The sequence below is a fragment of the Paenibacillus xinjiangensis genome, assembly GCF_059686975.1.
This window is the reverse complement of the sequence record NZ_JCAALS010000023.1, coordinates 45630-63944: the sequence shown is the minus strand read 5'-3', so window position 1 is coordinate 63944 and position 18315 is coordinate 45630. Positions and strand designations below refer to the sequence as shown.

General features: G+C 50.2%; 16 protein-coding genes and 1 pseudogene. 3 read left to right on the top strand and 14 right to left on the bottom strand.

Annotation, left to right across the window (positions count from 1 at the left end):
• Nucleotides 1-12: 12 nt before the first annotated feature.
• The 4 genes from AC6ESP_RS21195 to hemE form a co-directional block, all read right to left on the bottom strand.
• Nucleotides 13-1350, bottom strand: a complete 1338-nt coding sequence (locus tag AC6ESP_RS21195; protein WP_497098736.1) for a CapA family protein — start codon at nt 1348-1350, stop codon at nt 13-15.
• A gap of 199 nt (nt 1351-1549) precedes the next feature.
• The gene (hemG, locus tag AC6ESP_RS21190) at nt 1550-3004 is read right to left on the bottom strand and encodes a protoporphyrinogen oxidase (RefSeq protein WP_497098735.1); all 1455 of its coding nucleotides are present in this window, start codon (nt 3002-3004) and stop codon (nt 1550-1552) included.
• Between the two features lie 83 nt (nt 3005-3087).
• Nucleotides 3088-4035: a ferrochelatase gene (gene hemH / locus AC6ESP_RS21185; RefSeq protein ID WP_497098734.1), complete on the bottom strand. Its 948-nt coding sequence runs from the start codon at nt 4033-4035 to the stop codon at nt 3088-3090.
• Nucleotides 4028-5098, bottom strand: a complete 1071-nt coding sequence (hemE, locus tag AC6ESP_RS21180; protein ID WP_497098733.1) for a uroporphyrinogen decarboxylase — start codon at nt 5096-5098, stop codon at nt 4028-4030. Before hemE ends, hemH begins: the two co-directional genes overlap by 8 nt.
• 652 nt (nt 5099-5750) lie before the next feature.
• Here hemE and AC6ESP_RS21175 point away from each other — a divergent pair.
• A pseudogene (locus AC6ESP_RS21175) lies at nt 5751-6734 on the top strand (MFS transporter); the annotation flags it as partial.
• A 65-nt stretch (nt 6735-6799) separates the two neighbouring features.
• Here AC6ESP_RS21175 and abc-f read toward each other — a convergent pair.
• Nucleotides 6800-8485: a ribosomal protection-like ABC-F family protein gene (abc-f, locus tag AC6ESP_RS21170; protein ID WP_497098732.1), complete on the bottom strand. Its 1686-nt coding sequence runs from the start codon at nt 8483-8485 to the stop codon at nt 6800-6802.
• 324 nt (nt 8486-8809) lie between these two features.
• Entirely contained in the window at nt 8810-9439 is a 630-nt protein-coding gene (locus AC6ESP_RS21165) for an O-methyltransferase (RefSeq protein ID WP_497098731.1), read from the bottom strand.
• 122 nt (nt 9440-9561) lie between these two features.
• Between AC6ESP_RS21165 and AC6ESP_RS21160 the strand changes: the two genes are divergently transcribed.
• Nucleotides 9562-10698, top strand: coding sequence for a THUMP domain-containing class I SAM-dependent RNA methyltransferase (locus AC6ESP_RS21160; RefSeq protein ID WP_497098730.1), 1137 nt, complete (start codon nt 9562-9564; stop codon nt 10696-10698).
• 35 nt (nt 10699-10733) lie between these two features.
• Complete coding sequence (locus AC6ESP_RS21155) at nt 10734-12788, top strand: LTA synthase family protein (RefSeq protein WP_497098729.1); 2055 nt, start codon at nt 10734-10736, stop codon at nt 12786-12788.
• Nucleotides 12789-12861: 73 nt separating this feature from the next.
• Here the strand turns inward: AC6ESP_RS21155 and AC6ESP_RS21150 are convergent, their stop codons facing one another.
• The 8 genes from AC6ESP_RS21150 to AC6ESP_RS21115 form a co-directional block, all read right to left on the bottom strand.
• Nucleotides 12862-14274, bottom strand: coding sequence for a PDZ domain-containing protein (locus AC6ESP_RS21150; protein ID WP_497098728.1), 1413 nt, complete (start codon nt 14272-14274; stop codon nt 12862-12864).
• A gap of 145 nt (nt 14275-14419) precedes the next feature.
• On the bottom strand, nt 14420-14641 hold the full coding sequence (locus AC6ESP_RS21145; RefSeq protein ID WP_497098727.1) for a YuzB family protein: 222 nt from the start codon (nt 14639-14641) through the stop codon (nt 14420-14422).
• 38 nt (nt 14642-14679) lie between these two features.
• Complete coding sequence (locus AC6ESP_RS21140) at nt 14680-14982, bottom strand: iron-sulfur cluster assembly accessory protein (RefSeq protein ID WP_497098726.1); 303 nt, start codon at nt 14980-14982, stop codon at nt 14680-14682.
• Between the two features lie 49 nt (nt 14983-15031).
• The gene (locus tag AC6ESP_RS21135; RefSeq protein ID WP_497098725.1) at nt 15032-15262 is read right to left on the bottom strand and encodes a hypothetical protein; all 231 of its coding nucleotides are present in this window, start codon (nt 15260-15262) and stop codon (nt 15032-15034) included.
• A gap of 64 nt (nt 15263-15326) precedes the next feature.
• On the bottom strand, nt 15327-16244 hold the full coding sequence (locus tag AC6ESP_RS21130) for a M14 family metallopeptidase (protein ID WP_497098724.1): 918 nt from the start codon (nt 16242-16244) through the stop codon (nt 15327-15329).
• A 147-nt stretch (nt 16245-16391) separates the two neighbouring features.
• Nucleotides 16392-17201: a glutamate racemase gene (gene racE / locus AC6ESP_RS21125; RefSeq protein WP_497098723.1), complete on the bottom strand. Its 810-nt coding sequence runs from the start codon at nt 17199-17201 to the stop codon at nt 16392-16394.
• Nucleotides 17202-17420: 219 nt separating this feature from the next.
• Complete coding sequence (locus AC6ESP_RS21120; RefSeq protein WP_497098722.1) at nt 17421-17813, bottom strand: YtxH domain-containing protein; 393 nt, start codon at nt 17811-17813, stop codon at nt 17421-17423.
• Between the two features lies 1 nt (nt 17814).
• Nucleotides 17815-18306 carry a hypothetical protein gene (locus AC6ESP_RS21115; RefSeq protein ID WP_497098721.1) on the bottom strand — a complete coding sequence of 164 codons (492 nt, stop codon included), beginning with the start codon at nt 18304-18306 and terminating at the stop codon, nt 17815-17817.
• Nucleotides 18307-18315 lie beyond the last annotated feature (9 nt).

Genomic DNA, 18315 nt, shown 5'->3' with positions numbered 1-18315 from the left:
TATCAGCTTCCTTCAGTCAGAATGAATCGTTCCATCCTCACGCAGCTTCACTTGAAATGACAATGCGCTCAATCGCTCAAGGAGCTCCTTCGCTTTATCCGGCTCCATCGGCGCCGGCTGAGCCATGTCACCACTCATCGGGTAGAACTGCAGCTCGCAATCTCCTGATTTCGTACATACGGCATCCAGCACACCTGTGTCGCCAGATTTCCCTTTTGGATAGGCGCTAAATATAAAGTTTCCAAGACTATATGCGATCCATTTCCCTTTGTATGTCTCAAACCCTTGCAAGACATGAGGATGGCTCCCAATGATGAGATCCGCACCCGCATCGATATATTGACGTGCAAAATCCTTCTGGTAGTCTAGAGGCTCATCTGCCTTCTCCACTCCCCAGTGCACCATCACCACTACGATATCTGCTTGTTCCTTGGCTTTCTTAATAGCAGCCTTAGCTCTAGTCGTGTCGTAGGTTTCAGCCACGCCTGCTACATTCTTATCGGCTTTCCATGTCACATCGGGAACGACTCTGCTAACACCGATATAAGCAATCTTTATGCCCCGCACCTCTTTAATAACGGGCGCAAAAGCTTCCGTATCATTGCTTCCAGCACCCATATGAGAAATTCCTGCATCATCCAAATGCCCTATCGTATCCATTAGCCCTTCGACACCTTGGTCAAGCGTATGGTTGTTCGCTAAGCTTACGACATCCACGCCTGCATTTTTTAGAGCTGGGAGCGCTTCGGGCTCACCTTTGAATACATAGGTTTTATCTTGTGCAGGAACTCCCCCATCGGTTACTGGGTGTTCCAGATTGGCGGCAGTTAGATCAGGCTCGCTCAAATACAGCAATGACTTCTCATACGGATAATCGAAGCCTTTGGTACTCATCAGCCTGCCTACCGATTCTGTCAGCAGGACATCGCCTACAAAAGCAAGCCTTACCGTGTCTTCATCATCCACTGATACGACTGGCTCTTTCTCAGGCTGATTCGTCGCTTCCGGCTCAGTTCCCTCATCCTGTTGATCCGGATCAGCAGGATCTGTAGAAGCACCACCTGTCTCATCCTCTTGTACCCCTGACTCATCCTCTGGTGGAGGAGCAACGTCTTCCCCATTCGCACCCGCATCGTTGCCTGCTTCATTCTGGGCTTGTGAAGAGTTCTGCTCACCGTCTCCTGCATTCATAGATAACCCGGACTTTCCATCATCCCTCATGGCAAGCCATACAGCGAGCACAACAATAATGATACCTAACATCGTTAAATTAATAGCTAACAGACGACGAAACTTCTTCTTTCGCCTGCGTTTATCGTGTTGATGTGACTCAGAACGAGATACGTACATGAATGGTCTCCTTAAACGTTTTTGCGAAGCAAAAGCTGCATCGTAAGCTTTCGCTTAAGATTCGGCGAAGCATAAGCTGGCATCGTAAGCATTACCCTCATTTGTGCCCAGCAAAACTCGCTTCTTAAGCGCAACCTCTATCGATGGATCAAGAGAGTCCTACCCATTATAGCAATGTTCTAGTCCATTTGCGATGATTTCATAGAGCAGCGAAGATTGCTTCCGCAGCTTCTTTGCCCTGCCTAATACAGTCAGGCAGCCCAACGCCATCGAAGGCTGCGCCAGTGGCATATATGCCAGGAAGCTTCTCCGCCATTCTTGCCCGCAGCCTTGCTGTATGGTCGAGATGACCAACCGGATATTGCGGCATCGAACGAGGAAGCCTCGTAATTTCCGTAAATATCGGCTGCGCAGTAATACCCATCGTATGCCGGATATCCTCCAGCACCGCCTGCTTCAGCTCCTCATCTGGCAGCTGCGCTGCCTGCTCATCACCAGAGCGGCCGACATAGCAGCGCAGCAGCACTTTATCTTCTGGACTTGTGTGCAGCCACTTATTAGAGGTCCAAGTGCATGCCGTAATACGCAGTCCCTCCGATCGAGGGACAAGAAAGCCTGACCCATCGAATGTTAAGCCAAAAGACTCCTTATCGAATGCCATTACCACATTAGCTACGGATACATAATCAATAGCTCTGAGCTCCGACACATCGATATGAGGCTCCAATAGATCAGCAGAAGCGTAGGCTTGAGCTGTCATCACAATCGCATCGGCAGGCAGTCGCTCACCGGAGGCTAAGCAGAGCTCATACTTAGCTCCCGTCCCTTCTGCACGGTGCTCTATCTTATTAATTGCAGTCACATTCTGACCAAGCCTGCGTTCTGTCCCAGCAAGAGCATGATCAAGTGCATGCACGAGCGACGATAACCCCTCCTTGAAGCTGAGAAATACGCTGCCTCTCACTTCCTCAGGGATACCAGCTGGCATCTGCTGAGGTGCCTTGCTCTGCTGCTGAATCTGTGTCCCTCTAATGAGACTTCCATGCTGACGCTCAGCTTCCGCGAATTGCGGGAAGGTCGCTTGGATGCTCAGCTTGCTGAGATCTCCTGCATATATGCCTGCAAGCAGCGGCTCCGATATATTCCGCATAATCTCTGGTCCAATTCGTCTGGACAAAAATCCGCCCAGCGACTCATCACCGTCTGGAGCTGCATTCTCCATCTCTAGATCCAGCAATGCCCGCGCCTTGCCTTCTTCAGTGACCAGATCACTCTGCATGAAAGCTTCCAAGTCAGTTGGTATGCCAAGCACTAACCCTTTGGGCATGGGATGCAGCTTGCCGTCACGCAGGATATATGAGGTTTTCCCTGTAGAATTCTGAGCGGTCAATTCATTCTCTATGCCCAGCTCTTGGGCTAGCTCGATGATTGGCAGCTTCCGTGACAGGAATGAATCCGGGCCTTTCTCAATGACAAATCCGTCACGCTGCAGCGTATTAATTTTACCGCCAAGGGATGGTGCTCCGTCAACAATTGTCAAATGCACCTGTCTGCCCTGCCGCTCCGCTTCCCGCTGCAAATAAAAAGCGGAGCTCAGCCCGCTGATTCCTCCGCCAATAATGACAATTCGATCAGCTAATCCGATTCTCCGCATATGTTGTCTTCCTCTCCAAGAGGCTTCGCATCTCGTACGCCAAGCCTCGCTTCTTATATTCGGCATGCTAATGAGCACCTATCTTATCCAGCATTATTAATAACGGATTCCGCCAGCGTCTCCATATAGAGGGGATCTCGATTCAGCATCGCAATTCGCTCCAGCGTAATGCCAAGCTCGCGAGCAACGGCCTGAGCCTCAATATCCAGATCGAACAATACCTCGAGGTGATCCGATACGAAGCCAACGGGAGCAACAAGCAGAGCCTTCACTCCAACATCCGCCAGCGATTTCATCGTATCCAGAATGTCCGGGCCAAGCCAAGGCTCTCTCGTACGGCCTGCGCTCTGCCAAGTGAACTGCCAATCAGCTGCATCAAGCTGAACCTCTGCCGCAACGGCTGCCGACGTCTCCAGCAGCTGGCTTTCATAAGGATCGCCGATCTCACGAATTTTCTCCGGGAGACTGTGCGCACTGAACAGAACCTTGAAGTGCTTCGCGCCGCCTGAGGATTGATCAAGCCGGGCAAGACCATCTGTCACACGTTCACTAATCGCCTTAAGCAGCTTAGGATGCAGATGATATTCCTTCACGAAAGTCATGGTCAGACCGACAGCTTCCGCCTTCTCCTGCGCTCTTTTAATATAAGAGCCTACACTCATTGATGAATAATGAGGCGCCAGCACGATGCCCACCGCCTGCTTGATGCCGTCTTGAGCCATCTGCTCAACACCATCTTCAATATACGGGCTAGCATGCTTGAGGCCTTGGTAACAGACATACTTGCCAGGAGCAAGCTGCTCCAGCTTATCCTGCAAGGAAGCTACTTGCCCATCGGTATTCTCTCGCAGCGGGAACACACCGCCGACAATAGCTTCGTACCGCCCTTTCAGGTCAGCGAGCTGTTCAGGAGCAGGGGGATTTCCTCGTCTAATGTGCGTATAATACGCCTCTACATCATCCAAGCTCTGTGGCGTTCCATAGGACATTACAAGTACGCCTATTTTGTTATTTACATGAAGTTCAGACATGACTCGACTCCTTTCTGCTGCCTGCTGCAATCTTGTTCTCCGAATAGGTATGGATGAAAGCGGTCAGCTCTGCAAGCTTCTCCAGCGAGGCTTCTGGGAACAAGCCATGACCTAGGTTGAAAATAAACCCTTCTTGCTCCAGTCCCTGATCAATAATTTCCGCAGCATACGATTCTATCACGCTCATTGGCCCAGTCAGAACGACAGGGTCCAGATTTCCTTGCACGGCGAACTTGCCGCCAAGACGGCGACGTCCCTCTGGAATCGACACACGCCAGTCCAGACCTACCACATCCGCCTTCAACTGATGAAGCTCCGGCAGCAATTCCCCTGAACTAACACCCGGGAAATAAATTTTCGGCTGTGACAAATCCGACAGCTCATCAAATATCCGTTCAATTGTTGGCAATACGAATCTGCGGAAATCGGCTGGCGCTAATGCCCCTGCCCAGCTGTCGAACAGCTGGAATGCCTTGCCCCCTGCAGCCATATGCGCACGCAAATAAGTGATAACCATATCACCAAGCTTGTCCATGAGCTGTCCCCATACTTTGGGTTCACTGTACATAAGCGCTTTCGTACGCAAATAATTTTTGGACGGTCTTCCTTCGATTAAATAGCTGGCAATCGTGAATGGCGCCCCCGCGAAGGTAATGAGAGGAACATCAAGCTCCCGATCGAGAATACGGATCGTGTCCAGCACATGGCTGAGATCTCCCTCCACATCAATCGGCTTCAGCTTCTCAATATCAGACGCCGTGCGAATCGGATTGGCGATGACTGGTCCAATGTTCGCAACGATATCGAAGTCAATACCAATGGAAGCAACCGGATTCATAATATCAGAATATAAAATAGCCGCATCAACACCCAGCTTGCGTACTGGCATCATTGTGACTTCCGCCGCGAGCTCAGGCTGCCGGCAGATTTCTAGCAGTGAGTACTTCTCTTTTATTTTACGGTATTCAGGATCGTATCGTCCTGCTTGACGCATGTACCATACGGGTACGCGGTCAACAAGTTCCTTCCGGCATGCCCGAATGAAACGGTCGTTATAGCTCATTCCCGTTCCTCTTTTCTGTAGTTTTTCCTTAATTTCCATTATGCCCGTTTTCCCTACCCCTAACAACCTGCATCATTCTGTTTCCTATGACAATAGTATGACAATCAAGCTGCGCGCGCATGAAGAATGGATGAAAGTTGGATGAAAAAAAGACCGCACATCCCCTGACTGAAGTAGGGAAGTGAGCGATCTCTTGCCATTTGGCTCCATCATATTTTAGTCCCATGCCAGATTTGAATATTTATTTTGCAGCGCCTTCAGCACTTCCTCCTCATCCTTGGCAGACGGCTCTATTCCAAGCAAAGCTTCTGCATATTGAGGGAGAGAGAAGAAGCTCATCCGCAGCTCCGTGATGTAGACTGGCATGCTTCTATTTATATTCGGATTGTCACGCAAGTCCTTGTAGCTGTCCAGCTCGGAAGCTGTTAATACTTTCATCGTCCAATGCTCATTCATAATAATACGTTCACTCTTATTCACTTGACGCAAATACTGCAGTGTATTCTCCATATGTCCGGCTATCGTTACCGTAAATTCACTTTTTGCTGCACTATTGCTCGGAGCCTCATTATCCTCTCCATCCGATGCCTCCGTACCGCTTACTGACTCTTGATTAGTCTGTACGATACTCGTAACTACCGTACGTGATTGGATCGCCAATGGCTTCGGCATGGCCGTCGTCATGGCTTTGATGGGCTTCGCCACAAACCCGTGGCACTTGCTGCTGCTTCGGATGCTCAATGGTACGATCTCCGGCTTCAACCCTGCATCGGTAGCCTTAATCTCTGCTACAACACCGAAGGAACGAACAGGGTTCGCGATGGGCACACTACAGTCTGGAGGAATTGCGGGAACAATACTCGGCCCATTCATGGGAGGATTGATGGCGGATGCCGTTGGCTTCCGGCCGATCTTCTATATTACAGGCGCCTTGATCTTCGCAGCTTCCCTGCTGGCATTATTTGTTGTCAAAGAGCCTTTCGACCGTGCAAAAGCAGCTGCGAAGCCGCAAGTGTCTGTGACAGAGGGATTGCGTGTACTTAGCCGTATTCCTCAGCTCAAATCACTGTATGCTGTAACTTTTCTAATCCAATTCGCTATGGTTAGCCCCATGACGCTCATGCCTCTGTTCGTGCAGGAGCTGCATGGAACGGCGTCGAATCTGGCCTTCTGGGCAGGCTTTGTCGGCTCGGTAACGGGAATGTCCAATCTTGTCGCCTCCCCGTTGCTCGGTAAGCTGAGCGATCGGATAGGCGCTGAGCGAATATTGGGCATATCGCTTGTCGGTGCAGCGATTACCTTCATCCCTCAGGCGCTAGTAGGAAGTGTCTCACAGCTGCTGCTCTCAAGATTCTTGCTAGGCATATTTCTCGGAGGTCTAGTGCCAACGGTTAATGCGCTGATACGCAAGTACACGCCCGATGGCATGGAATCCCGTGCGTACAGCTTCAATAGCAGCACACTCGGGCTTGGCAATATGATTGGTCCTATTACAGGAGGCGCGCTCTCCGGATCGGTCGGCATTCGCGGCTTGTTCCTTCTGTCAGCCGTGCTCATGCTCATGAATGCATGCTGGGTGTATCAATCCCTCCTGCGGAAGAAGACTCCCAAGGCAGCTAGGTTAAAGAATGAATAGCAAACAAAGAAAACGTGGTGGAGCATCTATGGCTGCTCCACCACGTTTTCTATATATAACTCCATTTATTTCTGTAGCCATTCGCGCTTCTGGGTCAGCAGCTCTTGGAATCTTCGCTCCAGCTGCTCCTTATCGTCATTAGAAGAAGGAATGGAGAGCCTGCCGATGGTTTCTGCGAGCTCGTACTCCAATCGCAGCAGCTGCATGGCATAATCTTGGTCGTTCTCCGACTCTGCTTGTGCTTCACCGACTCCAGAGCCAGCTCTGCCTCCTTCACTTATTCTCCACTCCCCGCCTCCACCTAGCATGAGTGTATGCGTAGCGCTCACCTGAGTGAGCCTTCGGTCATGTGAAGCGAATAGTATCGTTCCTGGGTATTCACGAAGCGTCTCCTCGAGCTGCTCTCTTGCATAGATATCCAAGTAATTCGTAGGCTCATCGATTAGAAGAGTATTGTAGGGACCGAGGAACAGCTTGGCAAGAGCAGCCTTCACCCGCTCACCACCACTTAGCATACCAGCAGGCTTGAACACATCCTCGCCTTTGAACAGCGTTCGGGCCAGCACCGTTCGGACATGCGTATCACTATAGATAGAGGTAGACAGCACATTGTCTAGAATGCTCTTGGACTCATCGAGCAGCGACAGATCCTGACGAAAATAACCGATTCGGCAGGCAGGCGCCTTCACGACTCCTGCAGCCCCCTCATGAATAAGTCGCAGAAGTGTTGTTTTGCCTGCTCCGTTAACTCCCGTAATCGCTATACGCATACCTGGCCGCACCTCCAGACTTAAACGCTCAAAGAGCTTGCGCTCAGGCAGTGTGAAGGTCAGCTCCTCCAGCCTCAGGACGTGCTTGCTGCGACAGGGCTCATGTACAGCAGCATCGAATAGAGGAATGTCTGCTTCCCTTGGCTTATGCTTCACTTCCAGCTTGTCGATACGGCTCTGGATAGTTCTTGCAGCGCTGTCGATCTTAGCCTGCTTCGAACGAGCGCCTGCTTTACCCAAGTTCGCTTCTTTGTGGCTCATGCGGGAGGGCTTTTTCTTCATCGACTTCGATGATTGGCGAACTGCATTGAGCGCCCGCTCCAGCCTCTCCTTCTCATCTGCATACTGCTCATATTCGTATATCGCCCGTTCACGCCGTGCTTCATGCTCTTTGCGATAGTCTGAATAGTTCCCTCTATAGATCATCATCCGCCCATCTTCGAGCGCAATAATGGAAGTGCACACGGAATCCAGCAGCTGCCGGTCGTGAGACACGAAGAGGATCGAGCCCTCATAGGCTTGGAAGGCTGCCTCAAGCTGCTTGATGCCCGTCTCGTCCAAATGGCTTGTCGGTTCATCGGCGAGGAGCAGCTCGGCCCCGCTCGCGAACAGCTCCGCAATAGCCAATCTCGTTCGCTCGCCTCCACTACCATGAGCAGCTGCTTCTTCAGGCTCTAGCGCTCTCCAGCGTTTTGCCGCATCTCCTCCGATAGCCCCATGCCATGTGTTCACCTCGAGCGTTGTCCCTCGCGCACCAGCAGCTTGTTTCATCTCAGCCAGTGAGCAGAAGCGCTGTACGCTTCCTTCCTCGGGCTCAAGACGTCCGGCTAATACAGCGAGAAGTGTCGACTTGCCTACGCCATTAAGGCCAATAATACCGACCCTCTCCCGCCTGCCGAGCTGCCAAGTCCCCTCCAAAGCGCATAATAGTTGATCGCCGTTCGTTATTTTCAGATGATTCGCCGTTAGTAATGTTGTCATAAACAAAAAACCTCCTCAGTCGAATTAAAATCAATCGATCTGAAGAGGATTATTAGCCATTAGCGGCAAGCCCTAATAAACATACTCGTTAGCACTGTAAGCGGCAACAAGACGTAGACATCCAGAAATGGGCATAATAATCCTATCTTCAGAAAAGAAACCAACACATCGTTTCAATTAAGCGTCTGAATAATAAGATTAATGTTCCATGTTCCTCGGACACCTGTTCCTCTCGCACTTACGTTAATGAATTTCCATTTCATTATAGTAGAGGCTGTATGCAAGCGTCAACCCATACCAACCCATACATAATACAAGACGTCTTTACTTCACAATCGCAATCGCAAGTCCGTCATAGCCAGGAAGCACTGTACTGAGCAGACGTTCATCTGAGGCAATCGTTTCATTAAAGGCACGTACAGCCTTAACCGCAGGACCCGCTTTTGCAGGATCCGTTGTGCGCCCTCTCAGCAGAATATTGTCTCCAACAATGACGGCACCGGGATTCGCCAGCTCAATCGCATAATTCAAGTAGATGGGGTAGCCTTCCTTGTCCGCATCGATGAAGAAGAAGTCGAATTTGCGTCCCTCCTGGGCCAGCTCAGCAAGGCTGTTACGCGCATCCCCTACCTTATATTCGACTGCTTCACCGAAGCCCGCTTCCCCCATATGCTTAAGCGCCAGCTCCGCATAATCGGCCTTCAATTCAAGGGAGGTTAACCGCCCCCCCTTGCCTAGCCCTCTTGCTATGCATATGCCGCTATAGCCACCAAGTGCTCCTATCTCCAGCGCCTGCTTAGCGCCCGACATGGCAACCAGCATCGTTAACAGCCTTCCATAGCCGTCTGATATCGAAATATCCGGCAAACCGTTAGCTGCAATTCCTTCTTTTGTTCGGATCAGATCCGTATCTTCGCCATAAAGCCCGTCCACATATTGCTCATCTGTTACCATAATTGTACTCGCTCCAATATTACAGTTTGTAAAAGCCACCTGCTTTGTCCTATACTTGATTGTATGATTTTGACCGTGAGGATACAACTGCGTTTTCACAATTAAGGAGAGAATAGACACTTATGACAACATTAAAGCTGATTGCAACCGCGCCTATGGGCCTCGAGGCGGTTGTCGCCAGAGAACTCAAAGAGCTTGGTTATACCGATCTTCAGGTGGAGAATGGACGCGTCCGCTTCACTGGTGAGCCGATCGATATTTGCCGTACGAACTTATGGCTTCGTTCTGCTGGGCGTATACTGGTCAACATGGGCGAATTTCATGCTACTACCTTCGATGAGCTGTTCGAAGGAACGAAAGCATTGGACTGGCCGGAATGGATTCCAGAGGATGGTGAGTTCCCCGTTGACGGGCGCTCACAGAAATCACAGCTAACTAGCGTACCCGCTTGCCAGAGCATCGTAAAAAAAGCGGTTGTTGAGAAAATGAAGGAGCGTTACGGCGTCGAGTGGTTCCATGAGGATGCTGGCCGTTACGTTATTGAAGTCACGCTGATGAATGACCGAGCAATGCTTACGCTCGATACAACAGGCGCAGGCCTGCACCAGCGCGGCTACCGTACTTCGTCAACAGAAGCGCCTATTCGGGAGACGATGGCAGCAGCACTCGTTCAGCTTAGCCGCTGGCGTCCTGAACGTCCGTTGTACGATCCGTTCTGCGGCTCCGGCACCATTCTTATTGAAGCAGCGATGATCGCATGGAATATCGCCCCTGGACTTCGCCGCACCTTCAATAGCGAAGGCTGGCCGCTTGTCCCTAATAAGCTGTGGGAGCAAGCACGCGAAGAAGCCTTCGATGCGGTGAAGGATTCCATTCCACTGCAGATTGCAGGCTCTGATATTGATCCTTATGCTATCGAGATCGCTCAAGCTGCTGTCAAGAAAGCCGGCTTCGCCAAAGACATCAAGCTTAACGTTCTTCCGGTTGCCAAGATCAAGCCTGAAGGTGATTATGGCGTAATCATCACGAATCCGCCGTATGGTGAAAGACTCGGAGATGACCAATCTGCAGAAGCAGCCCTAAGGCAATTCGGACTGTCTTCGCTTCATCTTCCGACATGGTCATTTTTTGCAATCAGCCCATCAACGACAGTCGAGCATTATTTCACTCGGCCTGCGGACAAGAAGCGCAAGCTCTATAATGGCCGCATCCAATGTGACTTCTATCAGTTCTTTGGTCCACTGCCTCCTCGCCGTTAATCGAATTTCTGCTTGATGAAAGGAATACTTGTTGTATGAATGCTGTTGCAGAGCAACATATTGCACGACGTGTGATGCGGAAGACGCTCGAGACCTTCGAGCGTCTGAAGGCCATCGACGTCTTGTTGTTTTTTATAGGGATGCTGATCAAGCTGTTTGTGTTCGACGGGATCATTAGGGTGCCGAATATGAGGATGGATGTGTATGATGCAACTGTAGCAGTTGGCACTCTGATGCTACTCAGCTTCTGGACAATCTGGCTTCCTACCAGGGGACGAGTCATCGCTCTCATGAGCATCAGTATCCTATTAACACTTGTCATTTATGCGGATCTGATATATTTCCGCTATTTCCAAGACTTTATATCTGTCCCTGTTCTTATGCAGGCAAGTCAAGTTGACTCGCTTGGCGAGAGCATCGGCACATTGCTGCATATGAAGGATCTATGGCTGTTCGCGGACTGGCTGCTCATACTGCCATTCGCAGCATATACAATCTGGAGAGGCCGCTCTGATCTTCAGGATACGTTCGGAATACCACGTCGCACCCCAATGTGGCGGCAAGCAGCCATTCGCGGCATATTAAGTATCCTTATATTCACACTGGGCTTCTCGCTCTCCATTACGAATATCAGCGAAGCCAAGCGCACTTGGGCAATCGGACTATTCGACGGCAACTGGTGGAATGTATCTCTCTATAACGTGACAGGAATTGTTGGCTTCCATGGCTATGACATGTATCGCTATGCGAAGCAGCATTGGCTTGAGTCAGAAGTGGTATCTGCCGAGGCTACGGCAGAGGCTCTGGCATGGACTGGGGCGAAGGGCGACATCCGCAAACGGCTGGAGGAGGACCCTGCCTTCGGGGCTTATAAGGGCAGCAATGTCATTATGATTCAGGCTGAAGCCTTGCAGAATTTCATGATAGGCCGTTCTATTGGCGGTCAGGAAGTTACGCCGATTATGAATAAGCTCATGAAAGAAAGTGCTTATTTCAATCAGTTCTATCATCAGACCGCTCAAGGCCGCACCTCTGATGCGGATTTTCTAAGCAATTGCTCGCTGCAGCCAGTCACCAATGGCTCTGTATTTATTCAGTACGCTAACCATAGCTTCAATTGCATGCCACAAACGCTGAAGGATCAGGGCTACACGACTTCTGTCTTCCACGCTTATGAAGGCGGCTTCTGGAATCGGAATACGATGTATGCGAATATGAATTACGATACCTTCTACAGCAAGAAGCATTTCAACATAGATGAGCCAATCGGATGGTCACTAGGCGATCAGTCCTTCCTCCGGCAATCGATGGATGTATTGGGGGAGCAGCAGCAGCCTTTTTATTCCTTCCTTATTACATTGTCTAGTCACCACCCTTATACGATCCCGAAGGATGAGCAGAAGCTAATGCTTGGCGAGCTAGAGGGCACAATCATGGGTGATTACTTGCAATCCATTCACTACCTGGATCAATCATTAGGAGCTCTAATTGAGCGATTGAAAGCGGAAGGATTGTGGAATAACACCATATTCGCCCTGTATGGCGATCATGATAACTCCATTAAGGATTGGAGCATGTTCGAGACTTTCCTCGGTAAGCCACTGAGCGAGCTGGAGCGGCAAATGGTGCTGAAGCAGGTGCCTTTCATCCTGCACTTGCCCGATGGCGCCTATGCAGGCACTCACTCCAATGTAGGCGGTCAAATCGACATTACACCGACCATTATGCACTTGCTTGGCATATCTACAGCAGACCAGACGCTTATTGGGACTCCATTAATAACCGCTCATGAGCAGGTGGGCAAGAAGCTTGTCGTTCAGCGAAGCGGGGCCTTTACAGACGGTACAATCTACTATGTCCCATCTAGCGATGGGGTAGCAGCGAACGGAGCATGCTGGAATATTGCAGAGAATGCCGTAGGCGATCTTGCCCCTTGTCTTAGTGCTGTCGACGATGCACGTTCAGAGCTTATGATGTCGGATCAGATTGTCGTACATGATCTCATCGCTTCCTTCTCAAGCCTGCGAGCTGTTGAAGCTAACTCAGGGAACCAGACAGAGGCAGTCGATACGTTCGGCTCCTCCCCATAAAACAAGCCTGACTCTTCCTGCTGCATAACCATGCGGTGGAAGGGCCAGGCTTTGTTTTCTATGTGCTCGACTTCTATTCTTTCGGATGCTCTGCCAGCCACTCGGTAATATCGTCTATGGTTTGTACGGGCACGATGAGTAAATCCGGCGCAGCCTTCTGCGCAGCCTGCAGCGATTCAGCCGGGACGAAGAAGACATCGGCATTCGTTCGACTCACCGCATAAGCCTTCTGTGGAATCCCCCCCACTAGACCAACATAACCATCAGGCTCAATTGTCCCTGTACCTGCTACTTGCACGCCATGCGTAACTCCTCCAGGCGTCAGCTGATCTATTAACGCGAGTGTAAGCATAGCACCATGCGAAGGGCCACCAATATGAGCGATATAGTGTCTGTATGCCACATGTTTCGGAATATCCAAGTGGAGCTCATTCTCCACCGCTATGCCGAACACAGGCCGTTCGGGCATAGTATCCGTTGCTTCTGCCAGCATTGTCGGCACCTCAATAGCGAGCTGATCATTGCCTCGCATAAGCACGACATTCACCTTACTGCCTGGCCCCACAGACTCAATCATATAAGCTGTAAGTTGATCGACATTGGTGACAACGTGACCATTCATTTGCTTAATCACATCTCCAGCAGCTAGCGAGCCCTCCGCAGCACTATCTGAGCTTAGTGAGACCACTCGCACTCCCGTCGTCGTGATACCCCCGCCGAGCCCTGCCCTGTGCATCGCAATAGCACTTGCAACATCATTTGCATTAGTCTTCATCGTAACAACCTGCGTGTACGCCTCAGTGAGCGGAGGCTCATCTTCGCCCATATGCTCGAATGTATATTCAGGCAATAGCCGGCTATACAAGAAATCAACGGGGAAAGCTGCTCGTTCAAAGACGAGAACACCACTAATGCTGCCTTTGGCCGAGCCTCCTTCTACTTGCGCATACCGACTCATGGGCATCGTCATAGCCGGGTATGTGACCCTGTAAGGAGTTGGATACAGCAACAGCCCGAATACGATAGTTGTCAGCACAAGCCCCAGTAAGCTTCGTTTGGGAAGCCTAATACTCTTACGATCACTTACCGCTTCACTCCACAGCATATCGACAAACACGAGCAACAAGTCAACGATAATCAGTCCTAGCACAACAATAACTTGATCAGGCTTACTAACAACCAACAAGACAGCAGCTGTACTCAGTGCCAGGATTATGTACCTGAGTGCGAAGAGCATAACCCCGCCTCTAGGTACAGCGGCACCCGCTTGACCCTGATTCAAGCTTCTATTACGGACCCACGCTCCTGCCCCCCATATAAGTGGAATGACAGCAAACCCATAGAGCAAGCCATCAATCCGATCGATCCACTGCTTGCCATCCGATGAAGGATCTATAGATGCAGGCAGCCAGATAAGCTGGGCAAATACGACGAACAATAGCGATACTACTATACCTGCAAAATATAATCGAATACCTCGTTTCATACTCATCCTGCTCCTCAATACCTCAATAAAGGTTACTTTATTGCAGCTACGCAAAAAAACGATGCTGTCGAATCAGGTTGTTAACCTTATCATCGTACAGCACCGTTTCTATATGAGCAAGGCCAAGGCTAGGCTCGCATTCGTGTTATTTAATGAATGGCTTCGCCTTCTCAATAGCTTCATCTTCCGTTGCCGCCTTCAAATAGCGGCCATTAATAAATATGAATGCATAACGGGCACATGGCCCGCAGTAGGACTTGCACCCGACACGAATCTCCGCATCAGGTGCCAGCTTTTGCAGCTTAGGGACAACCGTCTTCAATGCTATATGTTTGCATTTGTCGCATACGCGAATATCGTTAGCCATCACTATTCTTCCTGTTCTGCTCCGCCTCGGGACTTGGCTTAGTGCTCACCATTATTCCCTTTGGATGGATTCGTTACAGCAAAACCCTCTTCAGGCACGTAGAAATAATCTACACGAACGCCGTCCAAAAACTCGTTGTCTTTCTCCAATATAACATCAATATCTTTATCCGTAGATACGACAATATCCTTATCTGTCGGCTCATCAATTGCCATTCCATAATGCGCGTGATCTCCATGCGCATGCGTTACATATACACGAAGCAGCTTGCCCTCATTCTCAGGCTTGTCCAGCTCTAGCTTCAATACTTTCGCAGCATTACGTGTGATTTTGCAGTTCATGCTTGATACACTCCTCTTCATTTACAATGCCTGTCTTGGCATAATTTATTTATCTATTATACTTGTTCTCCATTCTGCGAGCAAACCACTCTGCAGCCAGCATGGTTACAGCGATATCATCGATAGGCATGAACGGCATAACATCCGGCAGCACCCAGTACAGGAGGACAGGTACGGAAAAAAGCAGCTTATCCGTCCAAGAGACATCCTTGGACTTCAGCAAATAAAAAATGCGCACAAATGTATTTCTCCAATGTCTCAGCGACAATAATTTACGCATCAGCCACACCGCCTTTTCCCCTGATTATACCATATCCGTGCGGCTGAAGCATCTAAGCCTTTCCCTACTCGTCTTGGCTCTGCCGATGCAGGCGCAGCGCCAAGGCCAGCAGCGGCTGAATAGACGCATAGATAGATTCGAACTGTTCTACCGGAAGGGGATTAGCCCCAAGGCCAGCCTCTACCGTAAACCCCGCCCGTCTGAACCGTTCAATAAACCAATCTTTATAGCCGGCATCACTGCCTGTTAGCTTAACTGGCTTGTAGCCGCTAGCTATGCCAAGCCGATTCGCGAGCTGCTCTGAATAAGAGGGCTCATAGCCCCGATAATTCCAATAGATTTCTTCTCCCTGTGTATGCAGAGCAATAACTGTGTCGAATTGTAGTCTTTCGGTTAATCTCGCCATAGCCGCTGCCTCCGGCTCACTCAGCGGATATGGTCCCGGATAATCGCGAGGTCCTGGCCCAGCTGTTCCTCGGCGCAGCCTTTCCTCCTCCCAATGGGCAGGGAACTGATCATTAAGATCAACGCCTCTCACGTTCGCCTTCCACTGATCGAATTGCTGTGAGCCCCCATTCCACTCTAGCAGCTGAGCTTCGAATGGATGCCTAGCCCCGAGCCCGTCAAGCGCCAGCTGCACGCCGTCTGGATTCACCATGGGAACAAGCCATAGGGTAGCCTCGCTGAATAGAGTGCTGGCCTGCTCACCGTTAAGCGCCCCGTCCGATTGATAGCGACTTGCATAATCATATGCGAATCTCACAAGCAGGGCCGAGGTTATCCATTCATTCGCATGGAATGATCCATTCATATGTACCTTTCTAGATCCATTACCCAGCTGCAAGGCTAATATAGGCTTCCCAAGAACACTATGCCCGATGACATGTCCGCGTATGAATGGATAAGCTTGCATAAGCCTCCCACAATCCGCTGCCATTTCATCATAGCCATATCGTTCGAACCTTCTATCGTTATCGCTCATTCCAGCACCTCGGCTCCTCATAGAATCACATCTTTACATGCTATTCAGGAGAAAAGCGGGTCATTCCATCATCCGTTAGCCTGCTCGCAACCATTAAAAAAAGACTGCCTAGTCATTCTCATGACATTGAGGCAGTCCTTCAGCTCATTATCCAATTTTGGGAACTTGCCATACGATTGGTGTAAGCTCAATTTGTTCTCCCAGCCACTGCTGAGCAATCGATTTGAACATTCGGGGATCACCACTGCAGAAAAACTGATGAATCGGCAGCTCTTCGCCACGAGACAGCTTTCCTTGGTCATGAAGAATGGTGCTCACTTCACGGGCAGTCTCGTCTGCTGAGCTGATTAGGTTAATCCCCGTGCCCATGACCTCCTGAATCATTTCAGCGAGGAATGGATAATGGGTGCAGCCCAGAATAAGGCTATCCATCGAATACTGGCGCAGATGTCCGATCGACTTACGGATCGTATCATAGGTTTCCGTTGAGCGGAAATTCCCTTGCTCGACAAGCGGAACGAATAGCGGACAAGCTTCACTAATCACATGCACATTCGGAGACAGCGCGCGAAGGGCTTGCTCGTATGCACCGCTCTTAATCGTGCCTTCCGTTCCAATAACACCGATACAGCCGGTTACCGTACGTCCGATAGCAGCTCTAGCACCTGGATTAATCACACCTACAACAGGGATGTTAACTCTTGAGCGAATGTCCTCCAGAGCAAAAGCCGTACCCGTATTACATGCTATAACGATCATTTTAGGACGAAATTGAATGAGATAATCAACGATTTCACGAGTGAAACGAACGACTTCCTCCGCAGGTCTCGGACCATATGGTGCTCTAGCCGTATCTCCAAAATAAATGATTTTCTCACGCGGCAGTTGGCGCATGACCTCTCTCGCGACGGTTAAGCCGCCTACGCCTGAGTCTAGTATCGCAATCGGTTGCTGCACAAACACACCGCTTTCTTAAGCTGAATTGTCGTTTGTTGTGACGTAAGACTTCAATAGCATATGAATACAGGCACAAAAACGTACCTACATCTTAACGCAAAAAAGGACAAGGTTCAAGGAAGCTCGCTAAAGTGTCGCCTTGAGAACTACGGATATGCCAGCAGCTATGTAAAAAGCCGGAATCTCAGGGGGGTGAGATTCCGGCTTTAGTCGTGAACACTAGCTAATTGTCTGCAATTGCTGCTCTTCCTCTGTAACCGTCCCAGCTGTCTCGGCTTCATCGCTGCTGTCTCCAGCTGTAATGATTACATCCTCAGCCTCGTCATGACGCCAATTTTTCACACTGGCTACGACATTGCCAGCCGCATGCTTAGCCTTATCTGCTGCTTGAATCGCTTGATCTCCGATTTGCTTCGCAATGCGGCCAGTCGTTTCACCTACTTGACCAGCTACCTTTACCGTAGTCTCCTGTACCTTCGTTGCTCCAACCGCTATATCCTGGCGAAGCTCCTTGCCAGCTTTTGGCGCTAGCAGTAAGGCTGTTATCGAACCTACAACACCACCTGCCAGTGCCCCAATTAGAAAGCCCTTCGTTTGTTTGTGAGTTGACATCTTATTCGCTCCCTTCATTGTTATGGTACCCTTCGCCCTTCTGCGCTTGCTCAGATTCATTATGGCGCTTTCGATTAGTTTGCCAAAGCTGCCATGCTGCCATACCAACCTCCGCCCATTCAAGTGCCTCGCCGATCTGGCGCTTGGTTGTCGCTCGTTCTGCATGCTGTTCTGCAGATTGTGCTAACACCCCCGAAACACGCTTGACTGCAGAAGTCGTATGCGCGATTGAATCTCCGATGTGCCTTGCCGCTTCGAACAACCGATTGGCTGATTGAAGCTGCTCATGGGCCGTGTGAATTGTCTGCTCCGCTTCCACTGCCAAGCCGCTGAGCTTAACGGTTACTGCCTTCAAGTCCTGTTGAAGGGCTTCTGCTGTTACCTGCATAGCGGCTAACCGGGCTAGCGCCACTCGTATGCCGAGCAGCAAGCCGCTCACCAATACGATGAACGCCAGAGTTGCTGCCAGCGTACTCCATTCCATTGCCGTCATGATGCCACC

Excerpts from the sequence above, each read along its gene's own strand:
- AC6ESP_RS21195 (WP_497098736.1), bottom strand. The coding sequence starts at position 1,350 with ATGTACGTATCTCGTTCTGAGTCACATCAACACGATAAACGCAGGCGA.
- hemG (WP_497098735.1), bottom strand. The coding sequence starts at position 3,004 with ATGCGGAGAATCGGATTAGCTGATCGAATTGTCATTATTGGCGGAGGA.
- hemH (WP_497098734.1), bottom strand. The coding sequence starts at position 4,035 with ATGTCTGAACTTCATGTAAATAACAAAATAGGCGTACTTGTAATGTCC.
- hemE (WP_497098733.1), bottom strand. The coding sequence starts at position 5,098 with ATGAGCTATAACGACCGTTTCATTCGGGCATGCCGGAAGGAACTTGTT.
- abc-f (WP_497098732.1), bottom strand. The coding sequence starts at position 8,485 with ATGACAACATTACTAACGGCGAATCATCTGAAAATAACGAACGGCGAT.
- AC6ESP_RS21165 (WP_497098731.1), bottom strand. The coding sequence starts at position 9,439 with ATGGTAACAGATGAGCAATATGTGGACGGGCTTTATGGCGAAGATACG.
- AC6ESP_RS21160 (WP_497098730.1), top strand. The coding sequence starts at position 9,562 with ATGACAACATTAAAGCTGATTGCAACCGCGCCTATGGGCCTCGAGGCG.
- AC6ESP_RS21155 (WP_497098729.1), top strand. The coding sequence starts at position 10,734 with ATGAATGCTGTTGCAGAGCAACATATTGCACGACGTGTGATGCGGAAG.
- AC6ESP_RS21150 (WP_497098728.1), bottom strand. The coding sequence starts at position 14,274 with ATGAAACGAGGTATTCGATTATATTTTGCAGGTATAGTAGTATCGCTA.
- AC6ESP_RS21145 (WP_497098727.1), bottom strand. The coding sequence starts at position 14,641 with ATGGCTAACGATATTCGCGTATGCGACAAATGCAAACATATAGCATTG.
- AC6ESP_RS21140 (WP_497098726.1), bottom strand. The coding sequence starts at position 14,982 with ATGAACTGCAAAATCACACGTAATGCTGCGAAAGTATTGAAGCTAGAG.
- AC6ESP_RS21135 (WP_497098725.1), bottom strand. The coding sequence starts at position 15,262 with ATGCGTAAATTATTGTCGCTGAGACATTGGAGAAATACATTTGTGCGC.
- AC6ESP_RS21130 (WP_497098724.1), bottom strand. The coding sequence starts at position 16,244 with ATGAGCGATAACGATAGAAGGTTCGAACGATATGGCTATGATGAAATG.
- AC6ESP_RS21120 (WP_497098722.1), bottom strand. The coding sequence starts at position 17,813 with ATGTCAACTCACAAACAAACGAAGGGCTTTCTAATTGGGGCACTGGCA.
- AC6ESP_RS21115 (WP_497098721.1), bottom strand. The coding sequence starts at position 18,306 with ATGACGGCAATGGAATGGAGTACGCTGGCAGCAACTCTGGCGTTCATC.